14 protein-coding genes are annotated in these 16,976 nt (G+C 72.6%); 6 read left to right on the forward strand and 8 right to left on the reverse strand.

The genetic code is table 11. The features are described 5' to 3' along the window. Positions 1-13 precede the first annotated feature (13 nt). From C8K30_RS19900 to C8K30_RS19915, 4 genes are all read right to left on the reverse strand, one after another. Positions 14-2,080, reverse strand: coding sequence for an AAA family ATPase (locus C8K30_RS19900; RefSeq protein WP_199230586.1), 2,067 nt, complete (start codon positions 2,078-2,080; stop codon positions 14-16). A 73-nt stretch (positions 2,081-2,153) separates the two neighbouring features. Then, positions 2,154-2,687, reverse strand: coding sequence for a hypothetical protein (locus tag C8K30_RS19905; protein ID WP_108494635.1), 534 nt, complete (start codon positions 2,685-2,687; stop codon positions 2,154-2,156). A 16-nt stretch (positions 2,688-2,703) separates the two neighbouring features. Then, complete coding sequence (locus C8K30_RS19910) at positions 2,704-4,200, reverse strand: alkaline phosphatase (protein ID WP_199230587.1); 1,497 nt, start codon at positions 4,198-4,200, stop codon at positions 2,704-2,706. 119 nt (positions 4,201-4,319) lie between these two features. Further along, positions 4,320-4,754, reverse strand: coding sequence for a DUF1801 domain-containing protein (locus C8K30_RS19915; protein ID WP_233257293.1), 435 nt, complete (start codon positions 4,752-4,754; stop codon positions 4,320-4,322). A gap of 189 nt (positions 4,755-4,943) precedes the next feature. On the opposite strand from C8K30_RS19915, the gene C8K30_RS19920 reads away from it, so the two are divergent. Together C8K30_RS19920 and C8K30_RS19925 are read left to right on the forward strand one after the other, a co-directional pair. After that, a complete protein-coding gene (locus C8K30_RS19920; protein ID WP_108494637.1) occupies positions 4,944-5,831 on the forward strand; it encodes an aminoglycoside phosphotransferase family protein in 888 nt (295 codons plus the stop codon). Between the two features lie 29 nt (positions 5,832-5,860). Continuing rightward, positions 5,861-6,577, forward strand: coding sequence for a DUF4241 domain-containing protein (locus C8K30_RS19925; protein WP_108494638.1), 717 nt, complete (start codon positions 5,861-5,863; stop codon positions 6,575-6,577). Between the two features lie 31 nt (positions 6,578-6,608). Here C8K30_RS19925 and C8K30_RS19930 read toward each other — a convergent pair whose 3' ends face one another. The 4 genes from C8K30_RS19930 to C8K30_RS19945 all read right to left on the reverse strand — a co-directional run bounded on the left by C8K30_RS19930 (position 6,609) and on the right by C8K30_RS19945 (position 9,772). Continuing rightward, a complete protein-coding gene (locus C8K30_RS19930; protein WP_108494639.1) occupies positions 6,609-7,541 on the reverse strand; it encodes a threonine/serine dehydratase in 933 nt (310 codons plus the stop codon). Positions 7,542-7,566: 25 nt separating this feature from the next. Further along, positions 7,567-8,256, reverse strand: coding sequence for a CoA pyrophosphatase (locus C8K30_RS19935; RefSeq protein ID WP_108494640.1), 690 nt, complete (start codon positions 8,254-8,256; stop codon positions 7,567-7,569). Positions 8,257-8,291: 35 nt separating this feature from the next. Beyond that, on the reverse strand, positions 8,292-9,074 hold the full coding sequence (locus C8K30_RS19940; RefSeq protein ID WP_108494641.1) for an alpha/beta fold hydrolase: 783 nt from the start codon (positions 9,072-9,074) through the stop codon (positions 8,292-8,294). Between the two features lie 65 nt (positions 9,075-9,139). After that, positions 9,140-9,772, reverse strand: coding sequence for a TetR/AcrR family transcriptional regulator (locus C8K30_RS19945; protein ID WP_108494642.1), 633 nt, complete (start codon positions 9,770-9,772; stop codon positions 9,140-9,142). Between the two features lie 80 nt (positions 9,773-9,852). Here C8K30_RS19945 and C8K30_RS19950 point away from each other — a divergent pair, with 80 nt between their 5' ends. From C8K30_RS19950 to C8K30_RS19965, 4 genes are all read left to right on the forward strand, one after another. Beyond that, positions 9,853-10,749 carry an alpha/beta fold hydrolase gene (locus tag C8K30_RS19950; RefSeq protein WP_108494643.1) on the forward strand — a complete coding sequence of 299 codons (897 nt, stop codon included), beginning with the start codon at positions 9,853-9,855 and terminating at the stop codon, positions 10,747-10,749. Between the two features lie 150 nt (positions 10,750-10,899). Next, positions 10,900-11,517: a hypothetical protein gene (locus C8K30_RS19955; RefSeq protein ID WP_108494644.1), complete on the forward strand. Its 618-nt coding sequence runs from the start codon at positions 10,900-10,902 to the stop codon at positions 11,515-11,517. A gap of 312 nt (positions 11,518-11,829) precedes the next feature. Beyond that, positions 11,830-12,909, forward strand: coding sequence for a multicopper oxidase domain-containing protein (locus C8K30_RS19960; protein ID WP_108494645.1), 1,080 nt, complete (start codon positions 11,830-11,832; stop codon positions 12,907-12,909). Between the two features lie 37 nt (positions 12,910-12,946). Beyond that, positions 12,947-16,969, forward strand: a complete 4,023-nt coding sequence (locus C8K30_RS19965) for a ThuA domain-containing protein (RefSeq protein ID WP_199230588.1) — start codon at positions 12,947-12,949, stop codon at positions 16,967-16,969. The last annotated feature ends 7 nt before the right edge of the window (positions 16,970-16,976 follow it).

Consider the following 16,976-nt stretch of genomic DNA (forward strand, 5'->3'; position numbering starts at 1 on the left):
GGGCGCACCACCCTCACGCCTCGACGATGACCAGCCGGCTGGTCGGGCGGGTCAGCGCGACGTAGAGGTCGCGCTCGCCGCCCGGCCGGGCGTGCCGGATGCCCTCGGGATCGGCGACCACCACTGCGTCGAACTCCAGGCCGCGGACCTGGGAGACCGGCACCACGCGGACCGCCCCGTCCAGGGCCTCCTCGAGACCGGGCACAGCGGAGTCCGCGGCGACGACGGCGACCAGGGCGTCCGGGTCGGCGTCGGCCGCCGTCCTCGCCTCGGCGACGACGGCGGACACCAGGTCGCCGGACCGCTGTCCGGCCGCCACCCGTCGGGGCGCGTCGCCGTGCCGCACCGCGACGCTCGGCGCCTGGTACGGGGCGATCTCCGCGAGCAGCGGCGCCGCCACCTCCAGGACCTCGGCGGTGGTGCGGTAGCAGACGGTAAGGGTCCGGACGTCGGCGCGCTTGGCCAGGTCGCTGCCCAGCGCGTCGGCCCAGGATCCCGCGCCGGTCGCCGGCCCGGCCTGCGCCAGGTCGCCGACCACCGTCATCGAGCGGCCCGGGCAGCGGCGCAGCACCGAGCGCCACTGCATCGGCGTCAGCTCCTGCGCCTCGTCCACCACGACGTGCCCGTACGTCCGGACGGGCGGGCCGTTCAGCAGGTGCTCGGCCTCGTCGAGCAGCGGCAGGTGGGCGGCGGTCCAGGCCGGGGTGCCGTCAGCCCAGGCGCCGTCGGGCCCGGCGCCGTCGGGCGCGAGCTCCGGATGCGCCTCCAGCAGGTCCAGCACCACGTCCTCCGGCGCGAGACGCGGCCACGCGGACTCGACGGCCCGCTCCAGCGCGAGATCCTCGACCAGCTCCGCCCGCAGCGCGCCCGGGTCGAGCTCGGCCACGGCGGCGGCGTGCCCGAAGGCGCCGCCCTCGTCGGGAGCGAAGCCCAGTCGCGCCAGGTCCCCCGCTGCCGCCTTGTCGACGTTCACGCCGCCGGTGAGCACCTCGATGTCCTCGTCCAGCTTGGCGAGGAACACGCGGGCACGCGCCTGGACCTCGTCGGACACGAAGTCCACGACGAGGTCCTTGAACAGCGCCCTGGCCTGGTTGTGCGGCAGCCCGGCGCCGCCGGCGGTCGCGCGCGCCTCGGCGAGGGCGTGCTCGTCCAGGGTGGCGGGATCACCGTCGACCAGCACGGTCAGGGTGCCGTCGGGTGCCTGGTACTGCCGCACGATGTCGGCCATCTCGCCGGCCAGCTGGACGTCGCCGGCGGCCCGGCGCACGTCGTGGCCCGCGGGAAGGGCCTCGGCCAGGCCGAGGGCGTCGGCGACCAGGCGGTCGGCGGTGCTCATCGCCACGTCGTTCTCGCCGAGGGACGGCAGCACCTCGGCGATGTAGTCGAGGAAGCGTGAGTTGGGGCCGAGCACGAGCACGCCGTCGGCCCGCGCCTCCTCGAAGCCGGCCAGGACGTAGGCGGCGCGGTGCAGGGCGACCACCGTCTTGCCCGTGCCGGGGCCGCCCTCCACGACGGTGACGCCGCGGTGCGCGGACCGGATGATCGCGTCCTGCTCGGCCTGCAGCGTGGAGACGACGTCGCGCATGCGGCCCGTGCGCCGGGCGCTGATCGCCTCCATGAGCGGCCCGTCGCCGACGACGTCGTCCGGCCCCGGCTCCGTGCCGTCCAGGATCTCGTCGTTGACCGATGCGACCCTGCGCCCGTCCAGGCGCAGGTGCCTGCGGCGGCGCAGACCCAGCGAGTGGGCGGCGGTGGCGGCGTAGAACGGGCGGGCGGCGTCGGCGCGCCAGTCGACGAGCAGCTGGTCGTCGCCGTCGCTCAGGCCGGTGCGGCCGATGTGCAGCGAGCGGCCGTCGGCGTCGTCGATCCGGCCGAAGCAGAGGTGGTGCTCGGCAGCGCCCAGGGTGCGCTCCCGACGATTGAGCATCGCGACGCGCACCTCCCGGGTGTACGCCTCCTCGGGGTCGGTCGAGGAGGCGCGAACCGCGTCGTCGAGGTCGGCGCGCACGCGCGCCACCTCGCCGTCGAGCCGGGCGTACAGGGCGTCGACGTGGTTCTGCTCGATCTGGCGTTGCTGCACCGGGTCTCCTTGTTGTCGGGGCCTGGTGCTCAACGCAACGAGGAGGCGATACGTTCCCGGGCCGGTTCCGGCGCTACTCGTTCACCAGGACCGGCACGCCGACGGCCGCCGCGGCCACCGTCCCACCCAGGTCATCGGGGACCGCGACCTCGAAGGACTCCTCCTCCGACGGCGGCCCGGTGTGGCCGTGGTCCTCCTCGCCGGCATGGTGCGTGAACCGCCCGGTGCCGAGGAGCTTGCCGTCGGCGTCGTAGAAACCGGCCAGGACCTGCAGCTCGATCAGCTCGCTCACGTCGCTGGTGACCGTGACGGTGCCGGTCACTCCGTTGCCGGCGAGCCGCAGGCCGCTGAGGTCGAGGCGGTCGTCGAACGGCCCCTCGACGACCGCGACGGTGCCCGGCCGGGGTCTCGCGGTAGCGAGCCCGGGCAGCTCCGGGTCGCCGGTGGGGGCGGTCAAGCCGGGGAACGCGGTACGGGCCGCGGACGCCGGGTCGGGTACCTGTTCGGCACCCGGCCCGGCACCGCGGACCAGCAGGGTGGCGCCCACGCCGACCGCGCCCGCGACCAGCAGGGCGGCGACGGAGAGCACGACGGCGCGGACGCTCACGATGATCCCGGCCCGGTCAGCGGACCACGCGCAGGGCGTGGCCGACGACGTCGAACAGGTCGGTGTTGTCCACCGTGTCGGCGAGGTCCCGCGTGCCGGGGCCGTACGCGAAGACCGGCACGGCGGCACCCGTGTGGTTGCCCGACAGGTACGTCAGCCAGAGGCTCGCCTCCGGCGAGCCGTCCTCGACGCCCTCCGGGTCGTCCGGGGTGGCGAAGGTGGCCGGCGCGAAGTTGCCGGAGTTGCCGGATCCGGAGCCGTTCACCGGGCCGGTGGACCGGGTCCCGTCCAGCGCACCGGAGGCCGCGCGGCTCGGCGCCGAGTTGTTCGCGGTGTTGCCCGCGTCGACGTTCCCGGGCGGGGTGACGGCCTCGGCGTTGGTGTAGCTGCCCTTGCCGATGATGTTGAAGCCCGCGCACTCGTGGTCCGCGGTCACGATCACCGTGGTGTTGCCGTCCTTCTTGGCGAAGTTCAGCGCGACCCGCACGGCCTCGTCGAACGCCTTCATCTCCTCGAGCGTCTGCGCCGCGTCGTTGGCGTGCGAGCGCTTGTCGATCAGCGCGCCCTCGACCTGCAGGTAGAAGCCCTTCTTGTTGTTCCTGAGCAGGTCGATCGCCTTGCTCGTCATCTCGGCGACGGACGGCTCGGCCGCCTGGACGGCGTTCGGGTTCTCCCGCTTGAACTTCTCGATGGTCAGGTTGCCGCGGTTGAACAGGCCGAACACCTTGCGGCCGTCGGCGTCGTCCAGGTCGTCGCGCGTGGCGACCGCCTGGTCCGCGGGCGAGCCGAGCACCTCGTAGCCCTGCGCCGCGAGCGCCTCCTCGTCGGCGGCGTCGAACCGGGCGAGGCCGCCGCCGAGCACGACGTCGGCGGTGCCGTTGCGGGCGATCTGGTCAGCGATCGGGGTGACGCGCACGTCGTCGGTCGGCAGCGCCTCGCCGGTCACGGCGAGGTCCTGGCAGGCCGCGGCGGAGTAGGTCGGGCCCTGGCAGCCGCGCGCGAGCGCGTGGCTCATCTGGCCGGCGGGCGTGGCGTCGGTGATCTCCGCGGTCGAGACGTTGCCGGTGCGGTAGCCGGCCTTCTTGGCGAGCTCCATGAGGGTGGGCACGACCTCACCCTTGGCGTCGACGCCGAGCGCGGCGTTGTACGTCTTCACACCGGACGACCACGCGGTGGCCGACGACGCCGAGTCGGTCACGTACTCGGGAACGAAGTCCGCCTCGCCCGGCTGGCCCGAGGTCTTCTGGACCGCGTAGGTGGTGACCTGGCCGACCGTGGGCAGGGTCTCCATGACCAGCTTGCCCGCTGCGCCGTAGTAGCGCTGGCGCGCGGCGTCCACGTGGGTGCGGCCCATGCCGTCGCCCACCAGGTAGATGACGTTCTTCGCGCGGCTGTGGTCCGGCTGGGCGATGGCGGTGGCCGTGGTGACGACCGAACCCGCCACGACCGCCAGGGCCACGGCGGCTGCCGCCATGACACGGCGACTGGCGCCGCGACGCGTGCTGGTGCGCATGTGCTCCTCTTCCCGTCCCGGGCACCGGAGTGGCGCCCGCGCGGGACGCTAACCCGGCGGGCGAAACCGGGGACGCCGCCGCGATGGCGCGCACATGAACAGGGGGTGAGCGGGACCGGTCAGGAGCCGGACTCCCTGGCCCGCTGCCCGAACGTCCCGTCGGTGACCCGCTCCCACGACCGGCGCACGATCTCCTCGAGCACCGCGAGGTCCACCTGGTCGAGGTCCTTCAGGTACAGGCAGCCGACGCCGGTGGTGTGCGGGCCGAGCCGCGCGAGCAGGTCGGCGTGCGCGCCGACGCCGTCGGGCAGGTACACCGTGCTGGCCGCCTTCCGGGGCGCGAACCCCGCGGCGGCGGCGTGCCCGGAATGGCCGCTCGGGTACTCGTAGTGGTACTCGCCGAAGCCGATGACCGACGTCCCGAACATGCGCGGGGCCTCGCCCGTGACCCGCTCCATGAGCTCGCGGAGGGTCTGCGCGTCCCGCCGCCGAACAGCCGGCGTCACGGCGTCGAGGTAGGCGTCGGGATCGCCGCCGGTCCAGGTGGTCACCACCCGCCCAGTATCGCGCTGCCCCGCTGGATCTGCAGTTCTCCTGCACAGGTCGGTAGCTGGCATCGAGATCGGTACGGGCCTGTGCCGATCTCGGTGCCGAGTACCGACCTCACGCGGTGGGCTGCCGACTGGCAGCTCACCGGATCGGTAAGGTGAGGGCCCCGTACCGGCCCGAGGCAAGGAGTTCCTGTGGTCGCCGCCGACCTCGATGTCACCGTCGACCTCGCCCGGGCGCTCCTGGCCGAGCAGCATCCCGACCTCGCCGGCCGGCCCCTGGAGCTGGTGGCGAACGGCTGGGACAACGTGATGCTCCGGCTGGGTGGCGACCTCGCCCTGCGCCTGCCCCGGCGCGAGCTCGGGGCGCAGCTCATCCGCAACGAGCAAGCTGTGCTACCCCTGCTCGCCCCGCGGCTGCCGGTCCCCGTCCCGGACCCGGTCCGGGTCGGGGCGCCCAGCGCGGCGCTCGACTACCCGTGGCCGTGGGGCATCGTCCGGTGGGCCGACGGCGTCGCGGCGGCCACCGTCCCGGCCGCGGAGCGCAACCCGTGGGCCGGGCACCTGGCCCGCGTGTTCGTGGCGCTGCACCAGCCGGCCCCTGATGACGCGCCCGAGAACCGGTTCCGGGGGATCCCCGTCACGGAGCGGACCGACTTCGAGGACCGACTCCAGCTCCTGCCGGAACGGCTCCACAGGCGCGCCCGTGCCCTGTGGGCCGAGGCGCTCGACGCGCCCGCGTACGACGGCGTCCCCGTGTGGCTGCACGGCGACCCGCACCCGGCCAACCTCGTGGCCGACGGCGGCCGGCTCTCCGCCGTGATCGACTTCGGGGACGTGACCAGCGGCGACCCGGCGTCGGACCTCGGCATGATGTGGCTGACGTTCGACGCCGAGGGCCGCGAGCGCTTCCGCGCGGTCGTGGACGCGGAGGCGCGGGACGGGCGCGGCTGGGACGCCGGGATGTGGCGCAGGGCTCAGGGCTGGGCCCTGCTGTACACGGCGATCTGCTTCTCCTACCCGGACACGCACCCGATCATGGTCGGCGTCGGCGAGCACGCGGTGGAGCAGCTGTTCGGCTGAGTGTCGGTGACGGCGGCTACCTTCCTCGCATGACCTACGACCAGCCCTTCTTCGCCCTGCTCGACGGCACGCCCGACGGGACGGAGCACCCCCAGACGGTGCACGCCCTCGGCGTCCTGCACGTCCCCTCCGGACGCCTCGAGGCGTCCGACCCCTTCGTGAGCCTGGGCGACGGCCTGGTCACCGAGGTCCCGCCCGGCTCCTACCCCGCATTCGTGACCGTCGCGGACGTCTCGGACGCCCACGACGGGAGCCATCCGCGCGAGGCCTACCTCTCGCTCGTCGTGTCCGACGCCGGACCGGTCGCCGAGGTGCGACCCGTGACCCCGGAGGGCGGAGAGCCGCCGAGCGACGAGGAGTGCTACGGCGTGGGGGTCGACACGGGAACCGTCGCCTTCGCGGACGCCGAGGCGATCGCATCCTGCATGCCCGCGGCTGACAGCGACGGCGACGACAACTGGTACGACGACGTCTTCGACTCAGGAGAGCCGGATTCGTGGTTCAACCTCATGGACAGCGCCGACCACTACCTGGATGGATGCGCCAACGTGACGATGCCGCTGGCCCGGGCCGGCGAGAACGTCGTGCTGAGCCACTCCGGCTGGGGCGACGGCTTCTATCCCGTCGTCACGACGCATGCCGCTGACGGGACTCTCCTCGGCGTGCACATCGACCTGCTGGTCGCCGGCCCGGACGAGGACGAGGAGGAGGACGCCGAGGACGCCGCGCCGCTCGTCAGCATCTGACCAGCGGCACGGGCACGAGGCCGCGCGGCGATCAGAACTTCACGGCCGTCGTGTTCGCCCCGCACACCAGCACCGCGACCCGCTCCCCCGGTTCGGGGACGTAGGTCCCGGACAGCAGCGCGGCGAGCGCCGCCGCGCCACCGGGCTCGGCCACCACGCGGGCCGCGTCCCAGAGGGACAGCTGGGCGGACGCGATCGCGTCGTCGGTAACCAGCACCGACTGCGCGACGAACTGCTGGGCCAGCGGGAACATGAGCTGCCCCACCTGCTTGGGCGCCAGGGAGTCGGCGGCGATGCCCTCCGTCGGCGCGTCCACGGGTTCTCCCGCCGCGAGCGCCCGGTGCAGGGTCGGCGAGCCCTCCGGCTCGACCGCCACGATCTTGATGTCGCCGCGGTACCAGGCGGCGATGCCGCCGATGAGCCCGCCGCCGCCCACGGCGACGAGCAGCGTGTCGATGCCGGGCAGGTCCTCGGCGATCTCGAGCCCGAGCGTGCCCTGCCCGATCAGCGTCTCGGGCTGGTCGTAGGCGTGCACGGCCAGGGCGCCCGTGCCCGCGACAAACGCCTCGCTCGCGGCGAGCGCGTCGGCGTACCGGTCGCCGCCCACGACGAGCTTGGCGCCGTAGCCGCGGATGCGGTCGGCCTTGGCCGGGGAGGTCACGCTCGGCACGAAGATCGTCGCGGGGATCCCGAGCCGGGCCGCCGCGTAGGCGACGGCGGCCCCGTGGTTGCCGCCCGAGGCGGCGACCACGCCGGCGTCGGGCACGTCGCGGGTCAGGAGGTTGGTGAACGCGCCGCGTGCCTTGAACGAGCCGGAGTGCTGGAGGCACTCGAGCTTGAGCGAGACGGGCTGCGCGGGGCGGCCGAAGTCCGCCAGGTCGACGTCCAGCACGGGGGTGTGCCGGACGTGGGGACGGATCAGGGCCTCTGCGGCGCGGATCGCGTCGCGGGTCACGTCGGTCATCGGGTCCTCCTCAGGTCTTCGGGCATCAGGGGGTGACCGCCAGCTCCCGGGCGCGGTCCCAGTCCTCGGTCCAGCCGAGCTGGTCGAACATCGCGTCGAGGATCCCGGCGGTGAACCCCCACACGAGGTGCGTCACGGCGCCGTCGTGCACGTGGAAGCCGGGGCCGCGCCAGGTCTGGCCCTCGCGCCGCAGCACCGTGGTGAAGCGGTTGGCGGGGTCGAGCAGGTCGGCGACGGGGGCGCGGAAGACGTGCGCCGACTCGGCGACGTCGACCACGCGCACGGGGGTGGGGCGGGCCCACCAGCCGAGCACCGGCGTGACCACGTGGTTGCTGACCGGCATGGGCAGCTCGCCGAAGGCGCCGAGCACCTCCACACCGGACGCGTCCAGGCCGGTCTCCTCGACGGCCTCGCGCAGAGCCGCGGCGACGGCGTCCTCGCCGTCGTCGGCGCGGCCGCCGGGGAAGGCGACCTGCCCGGCGTGGCTGCGCAGCGTCGCGGCGCGCGCCAGCAGCAGCACGTCGAGGTCGGCGGGCACTGCCAGGTCGTGGTCGTCGCGGTCGGCGGCGAGGTCGTCCAGCACGCCGAACAGCACGAGGACGGACGCCGGGCGTACGTCGTCCGAGAAGTCACCGCGCGCGTGCCGCCAGGGCCCCTCGAAGCCTCGTTCGGCGAGGGCGACCAGCTGCTTGCGTGCGGATGCGGAGGAGCTCACCGACCGACCCTAACCCCGCCTCGCAGGGCTTCGGTTCACCAGAGGAACGACCGGATGGCGGCGGCCACCACCGACGGCCGGTCGCGGTGCACCGCGTGCCCTGCACCCACCACTACCCGCACCCGCACGCTCGGGTTCCGGATCATGAGCTCGACGCCGGTCCGGGGCTGGAACAGCGCGCCGCGGGCGGGGTCGGCGCCCAGCACGAGCGTCGGGACCACGAGGCGCGTGACGACGTCCGCGTGCCGCCAGGGCGCGTTGTCGCGCAGGGTGTGCGCTACCGCCGCGGCGTCGGCGGCCTTCGCGGCCGCGGCGACGGCCGCGGCGTCCCGCCGGTCCCAGCCCGCGTGCGCGCCCTGCACCACCCTGGCCGACGGCGGGTGCGTCGCCTCCTCGATCTCGGCGTCCGCGCCGTCGGTGTACCGGTCCTCCCGGATGTCGAGCGCGGGGTCGAGCAGCACGAGGCGGCGGGTGAACCCGTGGTCGGCGTCGGCGGCGAGCGCACCTAGCAGGCCGCCGAGGCTGTGCCCGACCACGAGGTCCCAGCCGGTGCCCAGCGCCCGCACGTCGGCGACGTGGTCGGCCAGCAGGTAGGAGTCGGCGCGCGGGCTGGCTCCGTGCCCGCGCAGGTCGGGGGCTACCACCTCGTAGCCGTCGTCGGCGAGCGTCTCGGCCAGCCGCCACCAGGTGGCGCCGGCGGACACGATGCCGTGCAGCAGCAGCGCCCGGCCCGGCCCGCTGCCCCAGCGCGTCGTTGCGAGCACGACCGCAGCGGGTTGTTCGGGCGTGCCGTGGGGAACTTCGTGCGACATCGCCATGAACAGAGGGTAACTACGACATGTATACGACCTTGAAACAATCGGGGACCTATCTGCAGCAGCCCCTACCGCAGCACTGCCGGGTCCGCGCCCCGCGCCACCAGCAGGGCCCGCACCGCCTCCCGGGTGCGCCCGTACACGCCGTCGTCGCCGAGCAGCAGGGAGCGGTCGTTCGCGGCGCTCAGCAGCGCGTCGACCTCGAACGCCACCTGGTGCGGGTCGGTGTCCGGGGCCAGCTCGCCGGTGTCGACCGCCACCTGCGCCTGGTGCACCAGGTACGACTCCCAGGACCGCTGCGCCTCGACGACGGCGTCGTGCACCGCACCCTCGCGCATGTCGAACTCCACTTCGACGGTGCGGAAGAAGCATCCGCCCCGGAACACCCGCGATCGCGAGTACTCGGTCCAGGCCCGCACCAGCGCCCACAGCCGCGCCAGGCCTCGCTCCGCGGACCGCGCCGGGACGATCACGTGCTCGGTGTAGATCTCCCTGGCCCGCTCCACGGCGGCGAGCTGCAGCTTCTCCTTGGACCCGAACAGCCCGGCGATCGCGCTCTTGTTCACGGGGGCCGACGCCGCCAGCGTTCCGAACGTGAGCGCGTCCAGCCCGCGCACCGAGGCGTCCTGGACGGCGCCGTCCAGCACCTCGCGGCGGGTGCGGTCGCCACGGGCTCGGCGCAGGTCGGTCAGCTGGTCCACAAAAGAAAGTGTACGACCGTTCGCACATCAGATAGTGTGCGAACGATCGTACAGATTGTTTAGCCCCCCAGGAGGTTCCCGTGTCCAAGACCCAGCGCGCAGCCCGTGCCTCGTTCCGCGTCCTCGGCCGCGCCGCCCCGCCGCTCGCCCTGACCCTGGGCGCGGCCACCTACTGGCGAGCTGGTGCGCCGGCGACGGTTCGGCCCGCGGACCGGGCCGTCCACGACTCCGCCCGCCGCGGCACGCTCGCGCACCACCCCACGTTCCGCGGCGGCCGGGACGCGGGAGGAACCGTCACGGTCACCACATACACCTGGGGTGAGGCCGGAGCGCCCGCCGTCCTGCTCGTCCACGGCTGGCGCTCTCGCGCGTCGGCGTTCGGCCGGATCGTCGAGGACCTCACCGGCGCGGGCCTCCGGGTCGTCGCCTACGACGCGCCCGCGCACGGCGCCTCCGGCGGGCGCCACCGGACCGGGCTCGACGACCTCGCGATCATCCGCCGGCTGTCCGACGCCGAGAACGCGCCCTGGGCGGCGGTCGTCGGGCACTCGCTCGGGGTGCTCCCCGCGGGCATCGCCCTGCACGAGGGCGTCAAGGCAGAGCGGTTCACCGCGATCTCCGGCCTCACGTCGGTCCGCGCCGCCACCGACTGGTTCGTCCGCACGGCGGGACTCCCCTGGGACCTGCGCGACCGCTTCGCGACAGCCGCCCAGCGATACGGCCTGCCTGGCCACCCCGACGTCTACGAGCGGTTCGACCTGTTGACGCGCACCGTGCCGACGTCGGTCCCCACCCTCTGGGTACACGACACCGGGGACCCGATCAACCCACACCTCCTGTCCGAGCAGCTCCACGAGGCCCACGCGACGTCGGGCGAGCTGTTCACGACTACCGGGCTGGGGCACAACAAGATCCTCGGCGACCCCGCGGTTCGGTCCAGGATCCTGGACCACCTGGCGGCACCGGCGTCCGCGTAGCCGGCGACGCCGGGCACATCGCCGCCTGCACGGTGAACACCGCGTGAACACCGCCTGACATCACCACCCGAATACCAGAAACCTTCCCTGACCTGCGGTAACGCCGTACGCTCGTGTCCGGTTTATACCGGTTTCGTCGAGGGGAAGACTATGGAGCACACGAGCGACGGCACCCTGGCGGCGACGATGGTCAGCGTCCTGGCGATCCCATGGTTCGCCTGGACCGTCCGGCACTCCGGCCCCTGGTCGCGGCTCGTTCCCGGCGCGGGCATCGTGCTGGGCACCGCCCTCGCGGCGCTCGGCGCCCTGGCGACCGTGCACGCCTGGCCCGACGGCACCGTCGTGACCGGCCGCGTCGTGAGCATCTACGTCGCGGCGCTCGTCGCCCACGCCGTCCTGACACGGCTGTGCACCGGGCTCGTCGCGAGCAAGTACCGCGCGGCCGTCGCGGCGGCCAAGGACGAGGACAAGCCGGGCGTCACCGCCGGCAAGTCGCGACTCCACCTGATCCCGACCGTCGTCGCGCTCTCCACCGCGATCCAGGTGGGGGTCATCGCGAACACCCTCGACGCGCCCGGCCTGTACCTCGGCGCGCTGGCCGGGCTCCTGGCCGCCGTCCTGGCGTGGCCGCTCGGCTGGGTGCTCCGCATGACCACCCACCCACGCGCCCACCGTCCGACGGCGGCGTTCGCCCACCCCCTGACGGGGCTGCTGGCCGCGGTGGTCCTGCTCGTGTCGGCAGCCTGGCTGCTCGTCGCGCTCGCGTGACGCACCACAATCTTTGCTTGGTCGTATAGACGAAGCCTGTCGGTCTTTGTCCAACTTTTGCTTGACACTCGGCATAAGTCCTCCTATGTTCGAAAAGTCACCCGGTGGTGCACGTCCTGCCACGGGGGCGCGGCAGTCGTCACCGACCGCCGCGTGACGCACGAGGGAACGACGATGAGGTCCACCCCCGTGACAACGCTGTCACTCACGGCGCCGCCGCCGACGGCTTCGCGCGCCTGAGCCAGTCCCTCCCGCACTTCTGTCTCGTCGGGACGGCACGACCGCCTGCCCGATGGTGTCGAACGGAGACTCATGCCCGAGAACAGCACTGACGCCACAACCCAGCGCAGCGGAGTGTCCCGCCGCTCGATCCTGACCGGCACGCTCGCCGGGCTCATGGCGCCGACGGCGGCGCTGGCGCTCGGCTCCGACTCGGCCGCCGCCGTGTCGTCGGCGGTCCGGCCGCTGGCCACCACCCGGCACATCACCGTGTACGCGGAGGCGCTGCCCGGCGGCCTCTACGGCTACGGCCTCACCCCCGGCAAGGCGACCATCCCCGGTCCCGTGCTGGAGATGTGGGAGGGCGACACCCTCCAGGTCGAGCTGGTGAACAACACCGACAAGCGCCTGTCGATCCACCCGCACGGCGTGGACTACGCGACCGACTCGGACGGCAGCCCCTTCAACGACTCGTTCAACGAGCCCGGCGAGACCCGCACCTACGTCTGGAGGAGCCACAAGCAGAAGCAGCGCGCCGACGGCACCTGGATGGCGGGCTCCGCGGGCTACTGGCACTACCACGACCACGCGATGGGCGGGGAGCACGGCACCGCCGGGCTGCGCGCGGGCCTCTACGGCGGCCTCGTGGTGCGGCGCGAGGGCGACCGCGTGCCCGACCGCCAGTACACCGTCGTGTTCAACGACATGACCATCAACAACAAGTCGGCGCCCGACACCCCGATGCTCGAGGCGAACAAGGGCGAGAAGGTCGAGTTCATCGCGATCGGGCACGGGGACCAGCTCCACACGTTCCATCTGCACGCCCACCGCTGGGCCGACAACCGCACGGGGTACCTGACCGGCCCCGACGACCCCACCCGGGTGATCGACACCCGCGACCTCAACCCGGGCTCCTCGTTCGGGTTCCAGGTGGTGGCAGGCGAGTCCGTCGGCGCGGGTGCCTGGATGTACCACTGCCACGTCCAGTTCCACTCGGACGGCGGCATGGCCGGCATCTTCCTGGTGCGCAATGCCGACGGCAGCATGCCCGACGGCGCCCAGGAGGCGATCGACCGATTCCACGAGCACGGCGGCCACACGACCAGCAGCGCCACCGACACAGGCACTGAGACCGGCACCGAGACCGGCGCAGCAGCCCACAGCGGCCACTGACCGCCACGATTCTCCGATCACGCGCAAAGGAGCAGCGATGGAACGGACAGGAAGAGGCACGACCCGCGAGGCAGCCGCCTCGCGCAGGACGGCACGGGGCGCCCTCGCGGCAGCCATGGGCGCCACCCTCGTCTTCGGGATGACGGCCGTCCCGGCGCAGGCCCAGCGGAGCGCCACCGTCGACGCCGCCCCGGTGGCCACCGTCCCCGTGGCCGCCGCACCGGGCGACGCCGCCCCCCAGGACGCGGCGGACGTCAACGTACTCGTGTTCCACGGAGCACCGGACCAGCAGGCCGACCCGGTGACGCTGGCCAGCAAGACCATCCGCGAGCTCGGCGCCGAGCACGGCTTCACCGTGCACACGGCCACCGACCCGCAGGCCTTCACCGCCGAGAACCTCGCGAGCTACCGCGGCGTGGTCTTCCTGTCGGCCGAGGGGGTCGAGCTCACCAACGCGCAGGAGGACGCGCTCAAGGCGTACGTGCAGGGCGGTGGCGGGTTCCTCGGGGTCCGCGACGCCGCGCGTGCGCAGGACCGCTCGCAGTGGTTCACCGGGCTGATCGGCACCCGGCCGGCGGGCAACCTGCCGGACCCGCTGCCGGTCGTAACCGCCACCGCGAGCGCGGAGAACCCGCCGAACGAGGTGGCCGCGAACCTGATCGACGGCGACTCCGGCACCAAGTGGCTCGCGTTCGAGCCGACGGCGTGGATCGAGCTGGAGCTCGAGGAGCCGCTGGCGGCGACCCGGTACGCGCTCACCTCGGCCAACGACTCCGCGGGCCGCGACCCACAGGACTGGACGCTGCAGGGCTCGGCGGACGGCGAGACCTGGACCGACCTGGACACGCGGGCCGGCGCGGAGTTTCCCGACCGGTTCGCCACGATCGACTTCCAGATCGAGAACGACGTCGCCTACCCGTACTACCGCTTCGACATCACGGCCAACGCGGGCGACGACCTCACCCAGCTCGCCGAGATCCAGCTCTTCGACGGCAGCGGGGAGGAGGAGCCCGACCCCGAGGTCCCGGTGAACGAGGCGACGGTCAACGTCGTCGACCGCGAGCACCCGGCCAACGAGGGGCTCCCGCGGAACTGGACCCGCTCGGACCGGTGGCTCAACTGGTCGCCGAACCCCATCGGCGAGGTGCACACCGTCGCGCAGGTGCAGGAGTGGGACTACGACGCGGGCGAGGCCGCGAACGGCCCGTTCCACCCGATCTCCTGGTGCCGTGACTACGACGGCGGCCGGTCGTTCTACACCGGCATGGGCGGCACCGCGGCGAGCTACGCGGAGGAAGGGTTCCGCGACCACCTGCTCGGCGGGCTGCTCTGGTCCACCGGCATGGTCCGCGGCGACTGTCAGGCGACCATCGCGGCGAACTACGAGTCCGAGCGGCTGACGGCGAAGAACGCCGCGGGCACGCTCGACCAGATCGGCGAGCCGCACGGGCTCACGATCGCGCCCGACGGCGGCGTCTTCTACGTCGGCAAGGCCGCCTGCCCCTCCGGGCCGATCGTCTCCTGGGACGACCCGAACGTCGGGCTGGGCTGCGGCACGATCCACCGCTGGGACCCGGACACGGAGTCGACGAACCTCCTGACCACCCTCGACGTCATGGGCAACCGTGGCAGCGGGAGCGAGCTGGTCAAGAACGAGGAGGGCCTGCTCGGGATCACGCTCGACCCCCAGTTCGAGCAGAACGGCTGGATCTACGCCTACTGGATGCCGCACGAGTCGATCGACCGCGAGCGCCGCGTCGGCCAGCGGACGGTGTCGCGCTTCACCTACGACGCCGAGGCCGACGCGATCGACCAGTCCACCCGCAAGGACCTGCTGCAGTGGGAGACGCCGATCCACAGCTGCTGCCACGCGGGCGGCGGCATGGACTTCGACAACGACGGCAACCTCTACATCGGGTCGGGTGACAACAACTCGTCGGGCGGGTCGGACGGCTACTCCGGCAACAACTGGACCCAGGAGTACGCGGGCATCTCGTTCCAGGACGCGCGCCGCACGGCCGGCAACACGAACAACCTGAACGGCAAGATCCTGCGGATCCACCCGGAGCCGGACGGCACGTACACGATCCCCGAGGGCAACCTCTTCCCCGAGGCGGACGACCCGGGTGACAAGACCCTCCCGGAGATCTACGTCATGGGCGTCCGCAACATCTCGCGGCTGGCCTACGACAAGGAGAACGACTGGCTGACGGCGGCCTGGGTCGGTCCGGACGCGGGCCTGCCCAGCCCGGAGCTCGGCCCGGCCAAGTACGAGACCGCCACCATCATCACCTCGGCGGGCAACCAGGGCTGGCCCTACTGCATGGGCAACAATCAGCCCTACCGTGACCGCAGCAACACGGACGCGACGGTCCTGACCGGCTGGTACGACTGCGACAACCCGAAGAACACCTCGCCGCGCAACACCGGCCTGGTCGACCTTCCGCCGGTCCGCGACAACATGATCTGGTACTCGCCGAGCGGCGGCGGCCCGGTCTTCCCCGCGGGCGAGGACGGCATCCCCTCCTACGTCGACGACGAGGCCACCTACACCCAGCCGTACCTGCGGGGCGGCGGTCAGGCGGTCATGAACGGCCCGACCTACCACCGGTCCGACGTCGACACCACCAGCGGCGTCGCCTGGCCGGCGTACTGGGACAACAAGTGGTTCATCGGGGACCAGTCCAACTCCAACAACCGGATCGCCGTGACGGTGAACCCGGAGACGGTCGAGGAGGCCGGTCCCCCGGTCTTCGCCGAGGACCTGCGCCAGATCATCCAGAGCGGCGGCGGGAACACCGACGTCGACCAGTGGATGGACGCCAAGTTCGGTCCGGACGGCGCGCTGTACCTGCTCGACTACGGCGGCGGCTTCTTCTCCCTGACCGACCGCCAGAAGCTCGTCCGGATCACGTACACGGGCGGTCCGGCTACGCCGGTGCCGGCCGCTTCCGGGGCCAGCGTGCAGAGCGACCCACTCACCGTCGCCTTCACCGGTGACCGCTCGGGCGGTGTCTCCTACGAGTGGGACTTCGGGGACGGGAGCACGTCGACCGAGGCCAACCCACGGCACACCTACATCCGCGTGGGCAGCTACGACGCGACGCTCACGGTGACCTACGCCGACGGCGAGACGAGAGAGGTGGAGGTGCCTGCCACCACGACGTGCACCATCCCGGACGACCGGAGGAACGTCTGGCTCGGTGCCACCAAGACCAGCGTCCGGAGCGTCGACCTGGGCGGCTGCACGATCAACGACCTGATCAACGACGAGGGCGAGTGGGACACCAACGGCCGGTTCGTCAACCACGTGACCGCGGTGGCCAAGCAGCTCGTGGCCGACCAGGTCATCACGAAGCTGGCGCAGACGAAGCTGGTCCAGGCAGCGAAGGCGTCCGGCATCGGGGCGGAGGGCAGCACGGGGTACCGCTGGCTGTTCGACGGCACTGCTCAGTCGCTGGCCGGCTGGCGGCAGGCGCCGGGCGGGAACTTCGACCTCCTGCCCGACGGGTCGATCCTGGCCCAGGGCGGGCTGGGCATGCTCTGGTACCCGGGCGAGGAGCTCGGCGACTTCTCGCTGAAGCTGCAGTTCAAGGACTCCGCCCCGGAGGGCAGGTTCGCCAACAGCGGCGTCTTCACCCGGTTCCCCGACCCGCGGGTGCCGCGGGACGAGCGGCCGGAGTGCGGTCAGCTGACCGACCAGGAAGCCTGGGTGGCGATCTACTGCGGCCAGGAGGTCCAGCTCTACGACGGGCCGACCGGCGAGCCGCAGAAGACGGGCTCGATCTACAACTTCGACCCGAACACCCTCGAGCAGGCCGGGGTGACACCGAAGGGTGAGTGGAACGACTACGAGATCCAGGTGGTCGGCCAGCAGTACACGATCATCCGCAACGGCGTAGTCATCAACGAGTTCGAGAACTCGCCGGGCAAGGCGTCCTCGCGCCCCGGTGACCCGCCGACGGACCTGCGGCAGTTCCTCAGCGGGTACGTGGGCCTGCAGAACCACAGCGACGCGGACGCCATGGAGTTCCGCAACATCCGGGTGCGGGACCTGTGACCATGTC

The sequence above is a fragment of the Promicromonospora sp. AC04 genome (genome assembly GCF_003058225.1).
Taxonomy (GTDB): domain Bacteria; phylum Actinomycetota; class Actinomycetes; order Actinomycetales; family Cellulomonadaceae; genus Promicromonospora.

Excerpts from the sequence above, each read along its gene's own strand:
- C8K30_RS19910 (WP_199230587.1), bottom strand. The coding sequence starts at position 4,200 with ATGCGCACCAGCACGCGTCGCGGCGCCAGTCGCCGTGTCATGGCGGCA.
- C8K30_RS19940 (WP_108494641.1), bottom strand. The coding sequence starts at position 9,074 with ATGGCGATGTCGCACGAAGTTCCCCACGGCACGCCCGAACAACCCGCT.
- C8K30_RS19925 (WP_108494638.1), top strand. The coding sequence starts at position 5,861 with ATGACCTACGACCAGCCCTTCTTCGCCCTGCTCGACGGCACGCCCGAC.
- C8K30_RS19965 (WP_199230588.1), top strand. The coding sequence starts at position 12,947 with ATGGAACGGACAGGAAGAGGCACGACCCGCGAGGCAGCCGCCTCGCGC.
- C8K30_RS19930 (WP_108494639.1), bottom strand. The coding sequence starts at position 7,541 with ATGACCGACGTGACCCGCGACGCGATCCGCGCCGCAGAGGCCCTGATC.
- C8K30_RS19955 (WP_108494644.1), top strand. The coding sequence starts at position 10,900 with ATGGAGCACACGAGCGACGGCACCCTGGCGGCGACGATGGTCAGCGTC.
- C8K30_RS19960 (WP_108494645.1), top strand. The coding sequence starts at position 11,830 with ATGCCCGAGAACAGCACTGACGCCACAACCCAGCGCAGCGGAGTGTCC.